This is a genomic window from Mycobacterium sp. 1245499.0, from assembly GCF_001673615.1.
In the GTDB taxonomy this organism is placed as follows: domain Bacteria; phylum Actinomycetota; class Actinomycetes; order Mycobacteriales; family Mycobacteriaceae; genus Mycobacterium; species Mycobacterium europaeum_A.
Window position 1 is genome coordinate 1 of sequence record NZ_LZMG01000190.1, and the last position, 18170, is coordinate 18170.

Consider the following 18170-nt stretch of genomic DNA (forward strand, 5'->3'; position numbering starts at 1 on the left):
GAACATTCGGTGAATTTGTTCCAGGCCGATTAACTTTAGATCACAATGACTCACGTGACAGCCCCGACGGACAGCGCCGCGGCGCAGGTCCTGGCAAGTAGCCACACCTCGCTGATGCATGGCTGGGTGCCGGCGACGATCCAGGTGCTCGCCGCGATTGTGCTGCTCCTGGCGGTCGGCTGGCGGTCGCGCCGCTGGCGCACCGTGTGGCTGCCGGCCGCCGCGCTGGCCGGCGGGGTCGCCGCCTACCTGACGCACTGGTACATCGTCGACCGCGGGCTCTCCGACGACCCCGCACCGGCGGCGCTGTGGCTGTGGATCGCCCTGACCGGCATGGCGGCGGCCGTGCTGGTGCTGGGCTGGCGCACCGCGCGCCGCTGGCGGCGCGGCGCCGCGGTGCTGGCCGTACCGTTGTGCTTGCTCAGCGCGGCGCTGGTGCTCAACCTGTGGGTCGGCTACTTCCCCACCGTGCAGTCGGCGTGGAGCCAGCTGACCTCGGGGCCGCTGCCCGATCAGACCGATCAGGCCACCGTTACCGCGATGGCCGCCAGCCGAATCCGGCCGCCGCACGGCACCGTGGTGCCGGTGGCGATCCCGTCCGACGGGTCGCACTTCAAACACCGCGGCGAGCTGGTCTACCTGCCGCCCGAATGGTTCGCGACCACCCCGCCGCCGGCGTTGCCGGCGGTGATGATGATCGGCGGGCAATTCAACACACCCGCCGACTGGACCAGGGCGGGCAACGCGGTCAAGACGATCGACGACTTCGCGGCCGCACACGACGGCAAGGCGCCGGTGCTGGTGTTCGTCGATTCCGGCGGCGCGTTCAACAACGACACCGAATGCGTCAACGGGGTTCGGGGCAACGCCGCCGATCACCTAACGAAAGACGTTGTGCCGTTCATGATTTCGACCTTCGGGGTCAGCCAGCACCGGTCCAACTGGGGCGTCGCGGGCTGGTCGATGGGCGGCACCTGCGCCGTCGACCTGACCGTCATGCACCCCGAGCTGTTCAGCGCGTTCGTCGACGTCGCCGGTGACTTCTTCCCCAACGCCGGCAGCAAGGCCCAGACCATCGCCAGGCTGTTCGGCGGAAACGCCGACGCCTGGGCGGCTTTCGACCCGACCACGGTGATCACCCGGCATGGGCCATACCGCGACGTGGCCGGCTGGTTCGCGATCTCGTCCGACGGCCCGCCGCCGCGCCGCGACCTGCAGCTGGCCGACAGCGGCGCCATCCGCCTCGCCGGACGCGAGGCGGCCGCCAATCCCGGCAATCAGACGGCGGCCGCCTATTCGCTGTGCGCGATCGGCCGCTCCAACGGAATCGACTGTGCGGTGGTTCCGCAGCCCGGCAAGCACGACTGGCCGTTCGCGGACCGGGTGTTCGCGGCCTCGCTGCCCTGGCTGGCCGGGGAGCTGGGCACGCCGGGAATTCCGCGCACCCCGTTGCCCGCCGCATCCGCGCCGGGCGCCGGCGCCCCGGTGGTCGTTCCGGCCGAACATTCCAAGCGATAGCGCCGGTGTATCCGGTTGCGCGCGTGCGGCGTGCGGTGTTCGCGCGGCACTGCCATCCGCTGAGCGCATGGACCCGGTGGGCGAGCACGCCGCTGATCCTGGTCCCGATATGGACGCGACGATGGCGCCATGCGGCCTGGATTACGTTGTGGCTGGCGGTGAATCCGGTGGTGTTCGGCAAGCCGGCGCAACAGCACGCCTGGTCGACGCGGGCGATGCTGGGCGAGGAGCTGTGGATCACCCGCCGGCCCCGCGACGCGGCGATGGTGGTCAGCGTGGCGTCGTCGGCGGCCGCGGTGGGCGCGGCGCTGGCCGCACGCCGGCGTCGGCTGCGACCGGCGCTGATCGCCGTGGCCCTGCAGATGACGTTGACGCTGGTGTACTGGGAACAGATGGTTCGCTACCTCGAGCGGCGGTCGCAGTAGGGTCGCGGGACCTGGTGCGCGGGAACGCCGTTCGTCGACGAGGGCAGGCGGGTGGCCGCGCCCATGGTCGGGCGGAACGCAGGCGCGGTGACGATGCGCGGATATGGTGGTCCGATACCTTCGTACCGGGATGCGATACGGGTGTATTGTCCGGCCGTGGGACCCACCCGGCTGTTTCCTTATGACCCGCCCCCGCCAGCGGAGCCGTCGCTCAAGGAGCGCATTCGCGACGCCGCGCTGAGCTGCTTTGCCGTTCGCGGCATCGCCGCCACGACGCTGCGCGCGGTCGCCGAAACCGCGGACGTGTCGATTGGGCTGATACAGCACCACTTTCGCACCAAGGCCGCGCTGAGCGCCGCCGTCGATCAGTACGTCCTGCAGACGGTGAGCGAGGCATTGGCAGCCGATACGCCGTCCGAGCCGGCCGCCGACAGCCTCAACGAGGCGGGGCGCCGGCTGACCGCACTGATGGTCGAACGTCCCGATGTGATGACCTATCTCGGGCGTGCGCTCGCCGAGGGCGGCGCACTGGGTTCGGTCATCTTCACCGGGCTGGTGGGTATCAGCGCGGGCCAGGGCGAACAATTCGGGCAGCAGGGCAAGCTGCGAGGAGACCTCGATCCCGACTGGGGGGCGCTCAATCCGCTCATCCTGCGCATCGGCGCGATCATTCTGCATCCCTATATCGAGCTCTATCTGGGTGAGGCGTTCTTCAGCGAGCCACAGCTGCGACGCTGGGACGCCGCGGTCACGAGCCTGATTCGGCGCGGGCAGTTCCTCGAGGACACGGAGTCGCGGGACGAGGGCGTGACCGCTTGACGAGCGGCCAACCGCCGCGTTACCGCGGCCGACGCGCCGGTCAGGTGCTATACACGAAACACCATGGACGAGCGCACGGTAACCGCGTACAGCGCGCAGATTCTCGACATCGATGAACCCGGCGACCGTCTGATACTGGAGCGGCTGCGAGCCGATCCCACCGTCGAGATCGTCGACCGGCTCGACGCGCAACTGGCCAATCTGCGCGGCCTGCGCCCACCGCCGGATTCGACGCTGCTCGACGAAGGGGCCCGGTGGGCGTACTACCCGTGGCGGCGCGCCGCCGTTGCGGTGCTGGGGCCGCGCGGGTTTCGGGCGCTACGACTTGATCGCAACAGAAACAACATCACCGCGGCGGAACAGACCAAACTCAGCTCACTGACGATCGGCGTCGCCGGTCTGAGCGTCGGCCATGTCATCGCGCATACCTTGGCGGTTCAGGGCTTGTGTGGCCGCCTGCGGCTGGCGGATTTCGATCACTTGGAACTGTCGAATCTGAATCGGGTGCCGGCCACCGTATTCGACCTCGGATTGAACAAAGCTCAGGTCGCGGCGCGCAGGATCGCCGAGCTCGATCCCTACCTGGCGGTGGACGTGTTCGATGCCGGGATCACCGCGGACACCATCGATGCCTTTCTGGACGGACTGGACATCGTCATCGAGGAGTGCGATTCGCTCGACATGAAGATCGCCCTGCGGATGGCGGCCCGTGACAGGCGAATCCCCGTGTTGATGGCGACCAGCGACCGGGGGCGGGTCGACGTCGAACGCTTCGATCAAAACCCTGGGCGCCCGGTCATGCACGGGCTGCTGGATCAGCTCGATATCGAGCAAGTGGCCGGCATGAGCACCCGCGAGAAGCTCCCGCACATGCTGCGTTACGACGAAGCCGAGCACATCTCGCCCCGCACCGCCGCGTCGCTCATCGAGATCGACCGATCGCTGTCGACGTGGCCGCAGTTGGCATCCGATGTCATCGTCGGCGCTGCGGCGATGGCCGAGGCTGTGCGCAGAATCGGATTGGGTGAGAACCTGAGATCCGGCCGGTGCCGCATCGACACCGGCGCGGCGCTCGACGAACTCGACGAAGTCGAGACGGCCCAGCTTCACCCCGCGCGAGACACCGAACCGGGAAGCGACCCGGCCGCATCCGCATTCGACGACACGATTGTCGCCGCCGCGATGCGCGCCCCCTCGGGGGGAAACAGCCAGCCGTGGTGCATCGACGCGCAACCGACCAGCCTCACCATAAGCGTTGCCCCGGAACATACTTCGACGATGGACGTGGGCTTCCGCGGCAGCGCTGTCGCGGTGGGGGCCGCGTTGTACAACGTCAGGATCGCCGCCGCCGCCCGTGGGATGCTCGGACCGGTGAGCGTTTCCGAAGACGCAGCCGGGTCTCCGGTACGGGCCACGATGCACTTCGGAAACGGTAACGACCCCGCCCTGGCCGATCTGTACGAACCGATGCTCGCGCGCGAGACCAACCGTCATCGCGGAATCCCACAACCGCTCGACGATCAGACGGCCAAATTGCTCACCGTCACCGCCGAGGGCGAGGGCGCGCGTCTGCACCTACTCACCGAGCGAGCCGACCTGGCGCGGGCCGCAACGATTTTCGGTGCGGCCGACCGCATCCGGTACCTGACGCGGCAACTGCACACCGAGATGGTCTCGGAGCTGCGCTGGCCTGGGGATCCCGACCCCGACACCGGTATCGACGTACGCTCCCTCGAACTCGAAGCCAGCGACCTGGCGCTGATGGATATCGTGCGCCGCCCCGACGTCATGGCTTACCTTGCCGAATGGAACGCCGGCAGCGCCTTGGGCGACGGCATGCGCGACGAAGTCCTCGGCAGCTCGGCGCTGGCGGTGCTGACCGTGACCGGAAGTCGCCTTGGTGACTACGTCCGCGGCGGGTCGGCCGTCGAGGCGGTATGGATCGTTGCCCAGCGGGAAGGCCTCGCCGTCCGGCCGTTGTCACCGGTCTTCCTGCACGCGCGAAATGCTGCCGATCTGCACGAGTTGTCGGCCGGTTTCGCCGGCGAATTGGCGCGATTACAAGACGATTTCGTGCGCCTCACCGCGACCGCTCCCGAAGAATCCATCGTGCTGGCCTTACGGTTGACCACCGCGCCGCCACCGTCGGTGTCCAGTCGCCGCAGCCCGAGCCGGGTCCGCACTCAAGGCCTCTGATTCGCCGCCTTCGCGCGGCGAGCGCATCGGCGCCACAGCACCTCAGAACGGCTTCGCCGTGAATCCCCATCGCAACAACGCCGACTCGCGGCGGGCCCTACCGCGCAACCCAGGGTCCCGCGTGCCGGTCACGCCGTGCGGTTCGCCGCGCGACCCGAATGTCCAGTACGCCTGCAGATAGGGCACGGGTGTCGAGTGGCCGCAATGCATTTCGTGCAGTCCCGCTGCGGCGAGCTCTGTCGACAGTTCCGCGATGGTGAACGCCGCCGCCTCGCTTGCAATGGCGTCCTGGCGCAGCACGGCCGGCGAGGCGGGGTCGGCGATCTCGAGCATCTTAGGGGCGGCCGCCGGGTCCCGCAGGCGCTGAAAATCGGAAATCCACACTGCCGCACCGCTGCGGCGTTGGAGGTCGGCGATCTGCCGGAGGGCGCCGCGCAAGGTGTCGAAATCCGGTAGCTGATGCAGGGTCCACATGCAGGAGATGGCGTCCCACGGACGCGTTGAAATCTGCTCCGGCAGCGCCGTGATGTCCTCCTGGCGCAATTCGACGCGGTCCCCCAGGCCTTCGGCGTCGAACAGCTGCCGCGCCGTGGACAGCATGTTCGGGGCGAGATCGACGGCGGTGGCCCGAACGTCGAGCCGTCGGCGCAGCACGGCGCTGAGCGCACGGCCGGAACCGACGCCGAGGTCCAGCAGGTGGCCGTCGGGCGGCAGCAGCGCATCAAGCGCCCGAGCGCACAAGTCGTAGACCGCGAGCATCCCCGGGTTGGATCCGCCACCGGTGTGAAACTGGGCAACGGACTCCGGATCGTCCACCACCATCGGCTCAGGAACACGCTCACGCCCTGCCGGATGCGACCGCTCACGCAAGACGATGCCGGGCATCCGCCACAGGGGCCGAATTCTGTTCACCCTCAACCTTTCATGGAGTCCGCGTCACCGATTACGGGTCAGGTTCTGGCGACGGTCGAGCATTGGGCCGATCTGTCGTACATGATTATCAACCCGTCCCTGCAATTTCACTGGCAGCCCGGTGAATTCGCCGCGTCGAAACGGATGTGCTGGAATACTTGTCCGGTCAGCGGGGGCCGGCAAGCTTGTGGCCTGCGCGGTCCTACCGGATCGGCGTAGGCAACATCATTATCCGCGGGAGGTAGGCGTGGTTCAGGCCCTGGCGAGTGACGAAATCAAGTGCTTACCCCTGCCGCCGGTGAACCCGATGCCCTTTCGCCAGCGCCTCGCGGCGGTGCGCGAATTCAGCACCGGGACGGAAAGGCTGCGTGATGCCGGCGGCCGGGTGAGCTTTTTCACCTTGGGGCCGCGATGGCTGATGCCGCCGATGGTGCTTGCGACGTCTCCGGAAGCCATCCGCGACATCCTCAGTACCAAAGACGATTCCGTCGACAAGACCACACCCGTCTTCGAGCAGGTGCGCCACATCATCGGCGCCAGTCTCACCGATCTTCCCTTCGAGCCATGGAAGTCACGTCGGCGCACCCTACAGCCGGTGTTCACCAAACAGCGGGTGAGCGAGTTCGGCGGTCACATGGAGCAGGCGGCGCAATCGGTGAGCGAGGGGTGGCAGGACGGTGCCGTCATCGATCTGGACGCCGAGTGCCGCACGATAACGTTGCGCGCACTGGGCCGATCGGTGCTCGGACTCGACCTGGAACAGCGGGCCGACGAGGTTGTCGAGCCGCTGCGGGTCGCGTTGGCCTACGCGGTCAGGCGCGCGACCAATCCGCTTCGTGCGCCTCGCTGGTTGCCCACACCGGCGCGGCGGCGCGCGCGAGCGGCAAGCGCCAAACTGCACGCTCTGACGCAGGAGATCCTGCGAGACTGTCGCTCCGATCCGACACGAGTCGCACCGCTGGTCCACGCGCTCATCGCGGCGCAGGATCCGGTGACCGGAAAGCGGTTGACCGATAAGGAGATTTGCGACGAGCTGGTCATGTTCCTGTTCGCCGGCCACGACACCACCACGACGGCCTTGACCTATGCCCTGTGGGCTTTGGGACACCACCCCGATTATCAAGAGCGGGTGGCGGCCGAGGTTGCGGCTTTACCGGATCGGCCGCTGACGTCCGACGACCTGCCCCGGCTCGGATTCACCATGCAGGTGATACGGGAGTCGCTTCGCCTGTGCCCGCCGGCCCCCACCGGCACGCGCATGGCCTCCCGCGACGTCGCGGTGGCCGGCTATCGGGTGCCGAGGGGCACCATGCTCATCGTCGGGCGGATGGCCGTACAGCGCGACCCGCAACTTTGGCAGGATCCACTTCGGTTCGACCCCGAGCGGTTCAGTCCGGAGAACTTCAAGGCGCTCGATCGGTGGCAATACCTGCCGTTCGGTGGCGGACCGCGCTCCTGCATCGGCGACCATTTCGCCATGCTCGAAGTGACACTCGCCTTGGCAACCCTCATCCGCCGAGCCGAAATCCGCTCTCTGGATGCCGAATTTCCGCTCGCACTGCATTTCACCATGATCGCCGGCGGTCCGGTCCCCGCTCGCATTCGACCGCGACGCCAGCCCGTTTCGCCGCCCAGCTAACGCCCTTGCGCCGCGTCGGATCGTCGAGACACCGCATCGTCGCCGAGCTCATGCGGCCTTGATCACACTTGCCCGTCAACGTGAGCGAATCATTGCTAGACGCCCTATGCAATGCCAAACGCAGCGCACCGGTTACCGCTACGGTTAGGGCAATGTCGGGCACACTGGACCACCTGGTCACCGCTGCCGCCGCCGAGTTGATGGCGGCCACCGTGGCGGACTCTGCCGCGATCAGCCAACGCGTGCTCGGCAACCTGGTTCGCGACCTGGGGGTGGACTTCAGCTTCCTGCGCCACAACGACCACACCATCCGCGCGACGCGCCTCATCGCCGAATTCCCGCCACGCAACGCCGACCCGGATCCGATCGGTCTGGTGTATTTCGCCGATGCCGACTCGATCTTCGCGCGGACCGAACACCTCAAGGTGCCCGAGGTGGTCCGTCCCGAGCCCGAGAACGCCGACTACCAGCACCGGATCGAGGAGGGCACCGGAGCTCCCGCCGTCTCGCTGGCCGCCGTTCCGCTGCTGTCCGGCGACGTCACCACCGGCACGCTCGCCTTCGGCAAGCTCGGCGACCGGGAATGGCTATCCGAAGAACTCAACGCGCTACAGGCGATCGCCGCCCTGTTCGCGCAACTGCAGGCCCGCGTCGTCGCCGAACAGCAAATTCACTACCTCGCCGAGCACGACGAACTCACCGGACTGCTGAACCGCAGGGCGCTCATCGCCTACCTCGACGACCGGCTCGCGAAGGGACAGCCCGGCCCGGTCTCGGTCGTGTTCCTCGCCATAGACCGCTTCAAGGTCATCAACGGTCGCCTCGGCCAGGACGCCGGCGATCGATTCATCGAGAAGTTCGCCGCGCTGCTGCGCGAGACCACCGAGATTCCCTCCGTCATCGCCCGCTTCGGCGGCGACGAGTTCGGCATCGTGCCCGCCGGGGCCATGGACGTCGAGGCCGCCGAAACGTTCGCAAGCTCGCTGCACGAGCGGGTCCACCTACCGATCCCCATCGACGGTGAGATGCTCAGTCGCACCGTAAGTATCGGCGTCGCGACCGGCGTACCCGGGGACGAGACCACGTCGGACCTGCTCCGGCGGGTCGACCAGGCCACCCGGTCGGCCAAGGCATCCGGCGGGAACAACGTCGCGACCTTCCGCCCGGAAATGTCGACAACCGACATGATCCGCAACGACATCGAGCTGCACCTGGAAGGGATGATCGAGGGCGGTGGCGGCGCATTGGTCCTGCACTACCTCCCGGAGTTCGACATGCGCACCGGGAAGATCCTGGGCACCGAGGCGCTGATCCGTTGGCAACACCCCACTCTGGGGCTACTGATGCCCGATTCGTTCATCCAGGTCGTGGAATCGATCAACCTCGGTGCCAAACTGGGGCGTCTGGTAATGCGCTCGGCGTGTGCGCAATTCGGGCTCTGGCGGTCACACGGTGTCGGCAACGGCACGGTGCTTCGAATCAACGTCTCCCCCGTGCAGCTCGTCACCGCAGGTATCGTTGACACCGTCGCGGCCACCCTCGACGAGTTCGGGCTCGATCCCAGCACCGTCTGTTTGGAAATCACCGAAAGCGTTGTGGTCCAAGATATCGACGCCACACGTCAGACGTTGTTCGGATTGAAGGACGTCGGGGTACAGATCGCCATCGACGACTTCGGCACCGGCTACAGCGTGCTGACCTATCTGAAATCTCTGCCCGTCGATTCGCTGAAGATCGACAAGGGGTTTGTCCAGAACCTGGACACCAACGCCGGCGACCTGGCGATCGTGCGCTCGACGATGGCCCTGGCCGACGCGTTCGGGCTCGACGTCGTGGCCGAGGGGGTGGAATCCGTGGCGGCGGCCGAGAGGTTGCTCGGCCTGGGATGCCATCGCGCACAAGGGTTTCTGCTGTCCCGCCCGCTTGACAGCACGGCGATGGAGTCGCTCCTGGCCAAGCGCGCCATACCGATGAACTTCTCCACCACCCGGTTCTCGGGAACGGGGAACGCGGTTTAAACCCGCCGAACGCGCGGGCGCTCAGGCGCGATATTGGAGCAGGTAGTAATACGCCGGGGTCTTCCGGTCGTCGAGCTCCTGCTCGTCGCCGGTGAACAACAGCGTCCAGTCGGGCGTGAAACGTTGTTGGATCTCGGCGTGACCGATGCCCGGCACGCCGAATCGGCCCCCGGGAGGGAACGCGGCGATGAACAGCCGCGCGCCGGGTGCCGCCACGGCGCCGACTTCCCGGACGTACGCGTCACGGTCGGCGCCACTCATGTTGTGGATGCAGCCGTTGTCGACGATCAGGTCGAAGCCTGTTCCGATCCCGGACTGACTCAGCTGCGTCACGTCGGCGCGCACGAAGTCGACCGCGACACCGGCTTTGCCGGCTTTCGCCTGCGCTTTGTCGAGCGGTTTCGCGACGTAGTCGACCCCGGTGACCTGCCAGCCCTGCTGGGCGAGGTAGACGGCGCAGTCCCCGGTGCCGCAGCCGACGTCGAGGGCCCGCCCGGTGGGCAGCGCGGGCGTGTCTGAAGTTCCCTCGACGAGATCCCGCAGACCTTGGCCGATCGGGTGGCCCTCCCACGGCGTGAAGCCGATCCGGTAGAAGAACCGAAATCGCGTGTGTCGAGAAGCCATAGCCGCAATGATGACATTCGCGCCAACCGGCCCGACATCGCCTTCCCGGTTTCACCGGCGGGATGCCGCGACCCAGCACACTTGCGCGGGCAACCGGGAACGCCTCGGCACCACGTCATTTCGTGCTATGCCGAGATGCGGCTGAGGATTTCGGCGTTCTCGGCGCACATCAGCTTGAATTGTCCGGGCTCGGCATGTGTGGCAAGGGTGCGGCGATCCCACCACATCACCTTGGTCCGGTAGTCGTCGGTGGGATACGCCGCCGCGGTTACCCGGTTGGCCACGACGCCCCCGGACGACTGCCACTGCTCGAGCACGTGCGCGGCCGCGGTGGCCATCACGAACTGAACGCCCAACAGCGTCATCATCGGCAGCGCGGTACGCGCCAGCACCGTGGACAGCGCCCGATTGCCATATTCGCGAGAATTGGTCCACGCGCTTTTCACCTCCACGACGCCAAACGGAAGCCGGTTGGAAATCATATGGCGCAGCAAGGGAAGTCCCGGATTGCCTTTCCATTCCTCGAGAGCGTGGGAGTCTTCCGGCGAGCGCAGGGGCCCTACCACCCGCGTGCCTCCGACCACCCGCCCTTGTGGATCGAGCACGACAAAAAACAATGCCGTGTCGGCGCCGTCCCGAATCTGGTCGACGTCGAGCACCCACTCCAGCCCGTGCCGCCGATAACTGTCCAGCGCGCCGTCCAGGTACTGATTCCACAGCACGGGCTCTGCCTGCGGCGTGGCCGCGGTGACCCAACATCCCGTCGCGTGATCGCGCCAGCCGAACCCGGTGTCCGACCACGGGGCGTCAATCCCGATCCCCGTGAGTTGTGCCGCTTCCATCCGTGACCTCCACCTATTTGCGGTTACTACCGAGTAATTTTTTTGAACGGGTCTTGAGCCATTTGTTAATTCGACTCGCGACAAATTAACCAAGGGGATTGTGACATAAACGGCCGAATACGGCCGCACTGCGCGGCCAATGATGTTGCGATATCGAGCTTGTCTCGCATTTGTTTTGACACAGCGGGCTTGCCACTGTGCCCCGGGGCCGATTTCGGCACTGCGGCCCCGCCCACGGACGCTGCGACATTTCGGCCGCTCGTGGCAGTACCGTGACGGCATGCCCGACGAACCCACCACTTCCGGCGCCGCCGGATCCGGCCCGGAGTACGACGACTCCGGTGTGCCGACCTTCGAGTCGGTGCGCGACCAGATCGAGGCCCGCTACGCGACGGCGCAAGGCGCCGCCGAGCTCGATGCGGAATCAGCCGAGGGCCGTTCGGTCTCGGAACAGTACGGCGAACGCCGGCGCGCCGCGGCCGAGCGGCTGGCCCAGATCCGCGACGCGATGAAGCCCGAGAACAGTTGACGCGCGGGCTCAGGCGGTGACTTTGCGACGCCGGTTCGATCGCTGCGGGGCGCCCGATGCCGCCGGGCTCCGGCCGATCACCTCGGCGAGGAACTTGCCGGTGTAGCTCTCCGGCACGGCGGCGACGTCCTCCGGAGTGCCTTCCGCGACAACGGTTCCGCCCTCGGCACCGCCTTCGGGCCCCATGTCGACGATCCAGTCCGAGGTCTTGATCACGTCCAGGTTGTGCTCGATGACGATGACCGTATTGCCCTTGTCGACAAGGCCGTTGATGACCTTCAGCAACTTGCGGATGTCGTCGAAATGCAGTCCCGTGGTGGGCTCGTCGAGGATGTACACCGTGCGCCCGGTCGAGCGCTTCTGCAGCTCCGCGGCCAGTTTGACGCGTTGCGCCTCGCCGCCGGACAGCGTCGGTGCGGGCTGGCCGAGCCGCACATACCCCAGCCCCACGTCGACCAGGGTGCGCAGATACCGGTGGATGCCGGTGATCGGCTCGAAGAACTCCGCCGCCTCCTCGATGGACATGTCCAGCACCTCGGAGATGGTCTTGCCCTTGTAGTGCACCTCCAGGGTTTCCCGGTTGTACCGGGCGCCGTGGCAGACCTCGCACGGCACGTACACGTCGGGCAAAAAGTTCATCTCGATCTTGATCGTGCCGTCGCCGGTGCACGCCTCGCAGCGGCCGCCCTTGACGTTGAACGAGAACCGGCCCGGTTGATAGCCACGGACTTTGGCCTCGGTGGTGGCGGCGAACAGGGTGCGGATCTTGTCGAACACCCCGGTGTAGGTGGCCGGGTTGGATCGCGGCGTGCGACCGATCGGTGACTGGTCCACCCGCACCAGCTTGTCCAGATGATCCAGCCCGGTGACCCGGGTGTGGCGGCCGGGGACCTGCCGGGCGCCGTTCAGCCGGTTGGCCAGCACCGCGGCCAGGATGTCGTTCACCAGCGTCGATTTGCCGGATCCGGACACCCCGGTCACCGAGGTGAGCACGCCGAGCGGGAACGAGACGTCGATGCCGCGCAGGTTGTGCTCGCGGGCGCCGACGACGGTGAGCCGCCGCTTATCGACCGGGCGCCGCCTGGCGGGCATCTCGATGCGTTCCTTGCCCGACAGGTAGGCGCCGGTGATCGAGTCCTTGTTCGCCAAAAGCTCGCTGTAGGTGCCGCTGTGCACGATCTTGCCGCCGTGCTCACCGGCCCGCGGGCCGATGTCGACTATCCAGTCGGCGTGCGCGATGGTGTCCTCGTCGTGCTCGACGACGATCAGCGTGTTGCCCAAACCCCTTAGCCGCGTGAGGGTTTCGATGAGCCGGCGGTTGTCGCGCTGATGCAGCCCGATGGACGGCTCGTCGAGGACGTAGAGCACGCCGACCAGACCGGACCCGATCTGGGTGGCCAGCCGAATGCGTTGCGCCTCACCGCCGGACAGCGTCGCCGCGGCGCGGGACAGCGACAGGTACTCCAGCCCCACGTCGAGCAAAAAGCCCAGCCGCGACTGGATTTCCTTGAGCACCTGCCCCGCGATCGCCTGCTCGCGCGGACCCAGGGTGAGCGCGTTGAGGAAGTCGGCGCAGTCCGAGATCGACAGCTCGCAGACCTCGGCGATGGACTTCGCGCCCCGGTCCCCCGCGGCCAGCAACACCGCCAGAATCTCGGGCTTGAGCCGCGTCCCCTCACACACCGGGCACGGCACGTCCCGCATGAAGCCCTCGTAGCGTTCCTTCATCTGCTCGGATTCGGTCTGCGCCATCTTGCGCTGCAGGAACGCCAGCACGCCCTCGAAATCGGCGTAGTAGGACCGGGTGCGCCCGTACCGGTTGCGGTACTTCACATGCACCTGATGGTCGGAGCCCTCGAGAATCGCCTTGCGGGCCTTGGCCGGCAGTTTGCGCCACGGGGTGTCGACGTCGAAGCCCAGCTCGTCGCCGAGCCCGGCCATCATCCGGGTGAAGTACTCCGCGGTGTGGCCCGTCGACCACGGGGCCACCGCGCCCTCGGCCAGGGTGCGTTCGGGGTCGGGCACCACCAGGTCGGGGTCGACCTCCTTGCGGATGCCCAGGCCGCTGCACTCGGGGCAGGCGCCGTAGGGCGAGTTGAACGAGAACGACCGCGGTTCCAGGTCGTCGACCGCCAGCGCGTGCCCGTTGGGGCAGGCCAGCTTCTCGGAGAACCGCTGCTCCCGGTTGTGCGCGTCGTGTTCGTGGTCGACGAACTCGAGCACCACGATGCCGTCCGCCAGGTTCAGCGCGGTCTCCACGGAATCGGTCAGCCGCTGTTTGGCGGAGGCCTTGACGGTGAGGCGGTCCACCACCACCTCGATGTCGTGCTTTTCCTGCTTCTTCAGCTTCGGCGGGTCGGTCAACGGGTGCACGACGCCGTCGACCCGCACCCGGCTGTAGCCCTGGGCGTTGAGCTTCTCGAAGAGGTCGGCGAATTCGCCCTTGCGGGTGCGCACCACCGGGGCGAGCACCAGGAATCGGGTGCCCTCGGGCATCGCCAGCACCTGATCGACGATTTGCTGCGGGGTCTGCCGGGCGATCCGCTCGCCGCAGATCGGGCAGTGCGGCGTGCCGGCCCGCGCGTAGAGCAGCCGCAGGTAGTCGTAGACCTCGGTGATCGTGCCGACGGTCGATCGCGGGTTGCGGTTGGTGGACTTCTGGTCGATGGACACCGCCGGGGAGAGCCCCTCGATGAAGTCGACGTCGGGCTTGTCCATCTGGCCCAGGAACTGGCGGGCGTAGGCCGAGAGGGACTCCACGTAGCGGCGCTGCCCCTCGGCGAAAATCGTGTCGAAGGCCAGCGACGATTTGCCCGAACCCGACAGCCCGGTGAAGACGATCAGCGCGTCGCGGGGCAGGTCGAGATCGACGCCGCGCAGGTTGTGTTCGCGGGCGCCCTTGACGATCAGACGGTCAGCCAACGCTGCCCCTCTCAGAACTTTCCGGCAACTTCTCGTGGCCTCCTGGTAGGCCCGCGCGCATCCCGAACCGGAATCGCGCACGGCGCATTCCATGCTATGTGTCCATACCGACAAGCAAGTTTTGACCAGTAGCGTGACCGGTATGACTGCAGTGGACGACAACTACACCGGACACGTCGACCCCGGCACCGCGGCCCGCCGGACCCTACCCGGCGCCACGATCCTAAAGGTCTCGGTCGGCCCGATGGACAACAATGCCTATCTGATCACTTGTTCCGCTACCGGCGAAACACTGTTGATCGACGCCGCCAACGACGCGGACGTCCTGATCGACCTGATCCGGCGGCACGCGCCGAAGGTGTCGCTGATCGTGACGAGTCACCAGCACTTCGATCACTGGCAGGCGCTGGAGGCCGTGGCCGCCGCCACCGGCGCGCCGACCGCCGCCAACGAGATCGACGCGGAGCCGCTGCCGGTCAAACCGGACCGTTTGCTGTCGGGCGGTGACACCGTGCAGATCGGTGAGCTCACCTTTGACGTCATCCATTTGCGCGGGCATACCCCGGGATCGATCGCGCTGGCCCTGGACGGCCCGGCGACCGGCGGCGTCACCCAATTGTTCACCGGCGACTGCCTGTTCCCGGGCGGCGTCGGCAAGACTTGGCAGCCCGGCGATTTCACCCAGCTGATCGAGGACGTCAGCACCCGGGTGTTCGACGTCTATGACGACTCCACCGTCATCTACCCCGGCCACGGTGACGACACGGCGTTGGGCGCCGAACGTCCCCACCTGGGCGAATGGCGCGAGCGGGGCTGGTAACCGCGCGGCCCCAAGACGCTAGGACGTGGTGTGCACGATCAGCACGTCCGTCTTGGCCCGACGCGAGACGTTGGCCGGCACCGATCCCAGTAGCCGGCCGGCGATCGTGCTCAAGCCGACGTTGCCGACCACGAGCAGATCGGCCTGTTCCTCCTCGGCGAGGTGCACCAGCGCGTCGACCGGGGCTCCGACAATGGGGCGCTCGTCGATATTTTGCGCACCGGCGGCGTGGGCGCGGTCCTTGGCGTCACGCAGAATCGCGTAAATCGGCGCGGTCCCCGAAACCTTGTAGCTTTCGTCGCGCAGGACGTCGGCCGCCCGGGCGTCCTCGTGTTGGGGCAAATACGCCGACGCCACGATCAGCTTGGCGTCCGAACCGGCGATCTGTGCCGCCTTCTCTACCGCGCGCATCGACGAATCCGAGCCATCGGTTCCTACCACCACAGTCCGATAGGCGCCCATTTACCCTCCCAGTTTCGGTTGGTCAGCCAACCCAAGACAGTAGCGCGTTTGCTCGTTGCGCAGGAGGCAGATTAGCCACACCGCGCGGCGTGGCGCGCCCGCTATTTGCGGTCACTGGCTGGGCCAACGGACAATATCGGCAATGGCGAAACAATCAAAAGCGTGCGGCCACCGTGGAAGGCATTGCATTAAGCCGCTTTTCGCCAATGTCGGCACGAACAATGAATGCGCCGGGCGCAGTTTGTGAGCCGTTACATGAGCCGCGCCCTAAAGTAACAACCATCATGTCCATGCCCACCCTCGAGCCCACTCTCGAGCCGCGCGCCGGGGATGTCGGCGCCGAGCCCGGGCCCGGGGGCACGCGCGGCAAGTTGCTGGATCCCTGCGCGATCGCCCTGTTCGCCACCGTTGTCAGCGCCGCCTGGGCCTGTCGGCCGTCGCTGTGGTTCGACGAGGGGGCGACGATATCGGCATCGGCGAGCCGGACACTGCCGGAGTTGTGGCGGTTGCTCAGCCACATCGACGCCGTCCACGGGGCGTACTACCTGCTGATGCACGGCTGGTTCGCCCTGTTCCCGCCCACCGAGTTCTGGTCGCGTTTCCCGAGCTCGCTGGCCGTCGGTGCCGCCGCGGCCGGGGTCACGGTCTTCACCAGGCAGTTCTCCACCCGGCCCACCGCGGTCTGCGCGGGGGCGGTCTTCGCCATCCTGCCGCGCACCACCTGGGCGGGCATGGAGGCCCGGCCGTACGCCTTCGTGGCCGCCGCGGCGGTGTGGCTGACGGTGTTGTTCGTCGCCGCCGTTCGGCGCAACCGGCCGCGCGGCTGGGTTTGGTACGCGCTGGGGTTGATGCTGGCGATCCTGCTCAACCTCAACCTGGTGCTGTTGGTGCCGGTGTACGGCGCCCTGCTGCCGCTGCTCGCCCCGAAGGGCGCGCGCAAAGCTCCGGCGCTCTGGTGGACCGCCGGCTCCGTCGCCGCGGTGGCGGCCATGACGCCGTTCATCCTGTTCGCGCACCACCAGGTGTGGCAGGTGAACTGGATCTATCCCGTCAGCTGGCATTACGCCTTCGACATCATCCTGCGCCAGTACTTCGACCACAGCGTGGCCTTCGCGATCGCCGGCGCGGTGCTGGTCGTCGCGGCGGTCGCGACCCGGCTGGCCGGCGTGCCGGCCCCGGCCGGCGACCTCCGCCGGTTGCTGGTCATCGCCACGGCGTGGATGGTGATTCCCACCGCGCTGGTCGTCGTGTATTCGGCCGTCATCGAGCCGATCTACTACCCGCGCTACCTGATCTTCACCGCACCCGCGATGGCCGTCGTCTTGGCCGTCTGCATCGTCACCGTCGCCCGCCGGCCCTGGCCGATCTCCGGCGCGGTGCTGTTGTTCGCCGTCGCCGCCGTGCCGAATTACCTGTTCGTGCAACGGTGGCCGTATGCCAAGGAGGGCTGGGACTACAGCCAGGTGGCCGATCTGATCAGCTCGCACGCGGCCCCCGGCGACTGCCTGATGGTGGACAACACCGTCCCGTGGAAGCCCGGGCCGATTCGCGCGCTGCTGGCCACCCGGCCGGCGGCCTTCCGGTCGTTGGTCGACGTCGAGCGCGGCGTCTACGGGCCGAAGGTCGGATCGCTGTGGGACGGGCACGTCGCCGTGTGGCTGACGACCGCCAAAATCAACAAATGCCCGGCGATCTGGACGATCACCAATAGGGACAATTCGCTGCCGGACCATCAAGCCGGCCCATCGCTACCGCCCGGATCCGCGTTCGGGCGCGCCCCGGCGTACCGATTCCCGGGCTACCTCGGCTTCCACATCGTCGAACGGTGGCAATTCCACTACTCGCAGGTTGTCAAGTCCACGCGGTGATTTCGCCGCCGACCGAGCTCAACGCCCGGTGCCGACCGGCTGGGCTTGGCGGGTGGCGCGCGTCGCGGCGTAGGACACCGCCACGCCGGCGGCGCTCAACGCGGTGAACACCGTAAAGAGCAGGTGCGCGGCCATCCCCTCGCCGCCGGTGGCGGTGTTGACGACGACGCCCGCCAATCCTGCGCCGATCGCCGCGGAGGTCAGCTGGACGGTCAGCGAGATCGTCAGCGCATCGCTGGAGAACCCACGAACCATCGGGTGGGTGGTCATGGTGGCGCCGCTGGTGGCCGCGTCCGGCCTGGCATTGGGGGCGGTGGCCCGGCGCGGCGACGGGTCGGCCGGCACCGCCGCGCTGTGGGCGGTCGCGCTGCTCGTCGCCGGCATCGGGATCGGGATGGCCTGGCCGCACCTGTCGGCCCGCGCGATGGCGTCGGTCGCCGACCCGGCCGAAGGCGGCGCGGCTTCCGCGGCCATCAACACCGTCCAGCTGACCTCCGCGGCGATCGGCGCAGGATTGGCGGGCGTCGTCGTCAACACCGCCACCGGCGGCGAGGGGATGGCCGCGCACCTGCTCTT

Annotated in this window: 15 protein-coding genes and 1 pseudogene; 10 read left to right on the forward strand and 6 right to left on the reverse strand. The window is 67.5% G+C overall.

From position 1 onward, the window contains the following. Nucleotides 1-45 precede the first annotated feature (45 nt). The 4 genes from A5646_RS10755 (at nt 46) to A5646_RS10770 (ending at nt 4958) form a co-directional block, all read left to right on the forward strand. Entirely contained in the window at nt 46-1518 is a 1473-nt protein-coding gene (locus tag A5646_RS10755; RefSeq protein ID WP_197505164.1) for an alpha/beta hydrolase family protein, read from the forward strand. A 23-nt stretch (nt 1519-1541) separates the two neighbouring features. Further along, complete coding sequence (locus A5646_RS10760; RefSeq protein ID WP_066882300.1) at nt 1542-1943, forward strand: DUF6653 family protein; 402 nt, start codon at nt 1542-1544, stop codon at nt 1941-1943. Nucleotides 1944-2099: 156 nt separating this feature from the next. Beyond that, nucleotides 2100-2762, forward strand: a complete 663-nt coding sequence (locus A5646_RS10765) for a TetR/AcrR family transcriptional regulator (RefSeq protein ID WP_066882277.1) — start codon at nt 2100-2102, stop codon at nt 2760-2762. Nucleotides 2763-2825: 63 nt separating this feature from the next. Continuing rightward, the gene (locus A5646_RS10770; RefSeq protein WP_067021649.1) at nt 2826-4958 is read left to right on the forward strand and encodes an Rv1355c family protein; all 2133 of its coding nucleotides are present in this window, start codon (nt 2826-2828) and stop codon (nt 4956-4958) included. A gap of 42 nt (nt 4959-5000) precedes the next feature. On the opposite strand, the gene A5646_RS10775 is transcribed toward A5646_RS10770, so the two are convergent. Further along, nucleotides 5001-5870 carry a class I SAM-dependent methyltransferase gene (locus A5646_RS10775; protein ID WP_231998287.1) on the reverse strand — a complete coding sequence of 290 codons (870 nt, stop codon included), beginning with the start codon at nt 5868-5870 and terminating at the stop codon, nt 5001-5003. A 247-nt stretch (nt 5871-6117) separates the two neighbouring features. Here A5646_RS10775 and A5646_RS10780 point away from each other — a divergent pair, with 247 nt between their 5' ends. Further along, nucleotides 6118-7509 (forward strand): cytochrome P450, encoded by a 1392-nt coding sequence (locus tag A5646_RS10780; protein ID WP_067021653.1) that lies wholly within the window; start codon nt 6118-6120, stop codon nt 7507-7509. Between the two features lie 152 nt (nt 7510-7661). After that, nucleotides 7662-9527 carry a bifunctional diguanylate cyclase/phosphodiesterase gene (locus A5646_RS10785; protein ID WP_067021655.1) on the forward strand — a complete coding sequence of 622 codons (1866 nt, stop codon included), beginning with the start codon at nt 7662-7664 and terminating at the stop codon, nt 9525-9527. A gap of 21 nt (nt 9528-9548) precedes the next feature. Here A5646_RS10785 and A5646_RS10790 read toward each other — a convergent pair whose 3' ends face one another. Together A5646_RS10790 and A5646_RS10795 are read right to left on the reverse strand one after the other, a co-directional pair. Beyond that, nucleotides 9549-10151 carry a bifunctional 2-polyprenyl-6-hydroxyphenol methylase/3-demethylubiquinol 3-O-methyltransferase UbiG gene (locus A5646_RS10790; protein WP_066861490.1) on the reverse strand — a complete coding sequence of 201 codons (603 nt, stop codon included), beginning with the start codon at nt 10149-10151 and terminating at the stop codon, nt 9549-9551. A gap of 125 nt (nt 10152-10276) precedes the next feature. Continuing rightward, a complete protein-coding gene (locus A5646_RS10795; protein ID WP_066861493.1) occupies nt 10277-10993 on the reverse strand; it encodes a hypothetical protein in 717 nt (238 codons plus the stop codon). Nucleotides 10994-11273: 280 nt separating this feature from the next. Between A5646_RS10795 and A5646_RS10800 the strand changes: the two genes are divergently transcribed. Beyond that, on the forward strand, nt 11274-11522 hold the full coding sequence (locus A5646_RS10800; protein ID WP_067021657.1) for a hypothetical protein: 249 nt from the start codon (nt 11274-11276) through the stop codon (nt 11520-11522). Nucleotides 11523-11531: 9 nt separating this feature from the next. On the opposite strand, the gene uvrA is transcribed toward A5646_RS10800, so the two are convergent. After that, entirely contained in the window at nt 11532-14444 is a 2913-nt protein-coding gene (uvrA, locus tag A5646_RS10805) for an excinuclease ABC subunit UvrA (protein ID WP_067021659.1), read from the reverse strand. 142 nt (nt 14445-14586) lie between these two features. On the opposite strand from uvrA, the gene A5646_RS10810 reads away from it, so the two are divergent. After that, the gene (locus A5646_RS10810) at nt 14587-15264 is read left to right on the forward strand and encodes an MBL fold metallo-hydrolase (protein ID WP_067021661.1); all 678 of its coding nucleotides are present in this window, start codon (nt 14587-14589) and stop codon (nt 15262-15264) included. Nucleotides 15265-15282: 18 nt separating this feature from the next. On the opposite strand, the gene A5646_RS10815 is transcribed toward A5646_RS10810, so the two are convergent. Beyond that, a complete protein-coding gene (locus A5646_RS10815; protein WP_066861503.1) occupies nt 15283-15726 on the reverse strand; it encodes a universal stress protein in 444 nt (147 codons plus the stop codon). 284 nt (nt 15727-16010) lie between these two features. On the opposite strand from A5646_RS10815, the gene A5646_RS10820 reads away from it, so the two are divergent. Then, nucleotides 16011-17594 carry a glycosyltransferase family 39 protein gene (locus A5646_RS10820; RefSeq protein ID WP_067021662.1) on the forward strand — a complete coding sequence of 528 codons (1584 nt, stop codon included), beginning with the start codon at nt 16011-16013 and terminating at the stop codon, nt 17592-17594. A gap of 18 nt (nt 17595-17612) precedes the next feature. On the opposite strand, the gene A5646_RS10825 is transcribed toward A5646_RS10820, so the two are convergent. Beyond that, nucleotides 17613-17864 (reverse strand): hypothetical protein, encoded by a 252-nt coding sequence (locus tag A5646_RS10825; RefSeq protein ID WP_067021664.1) that lies wholly within the window; start codon nt 17862-17864, stop codon nt 17613-17615. Between A5646_RS10825 and A5646_RS10830 the strand changes: the two are divergent. Continuing rightward, nucleotides 17752-18170: pseudogene (locus A5646_RS10830) on the forward strand (MFS transporter); the annotation flags it as partial. The gene A5646_RS10825 and the pseudogene A5646_RS10830 sit on opposite strands and share 113 nt — an antisense overlap.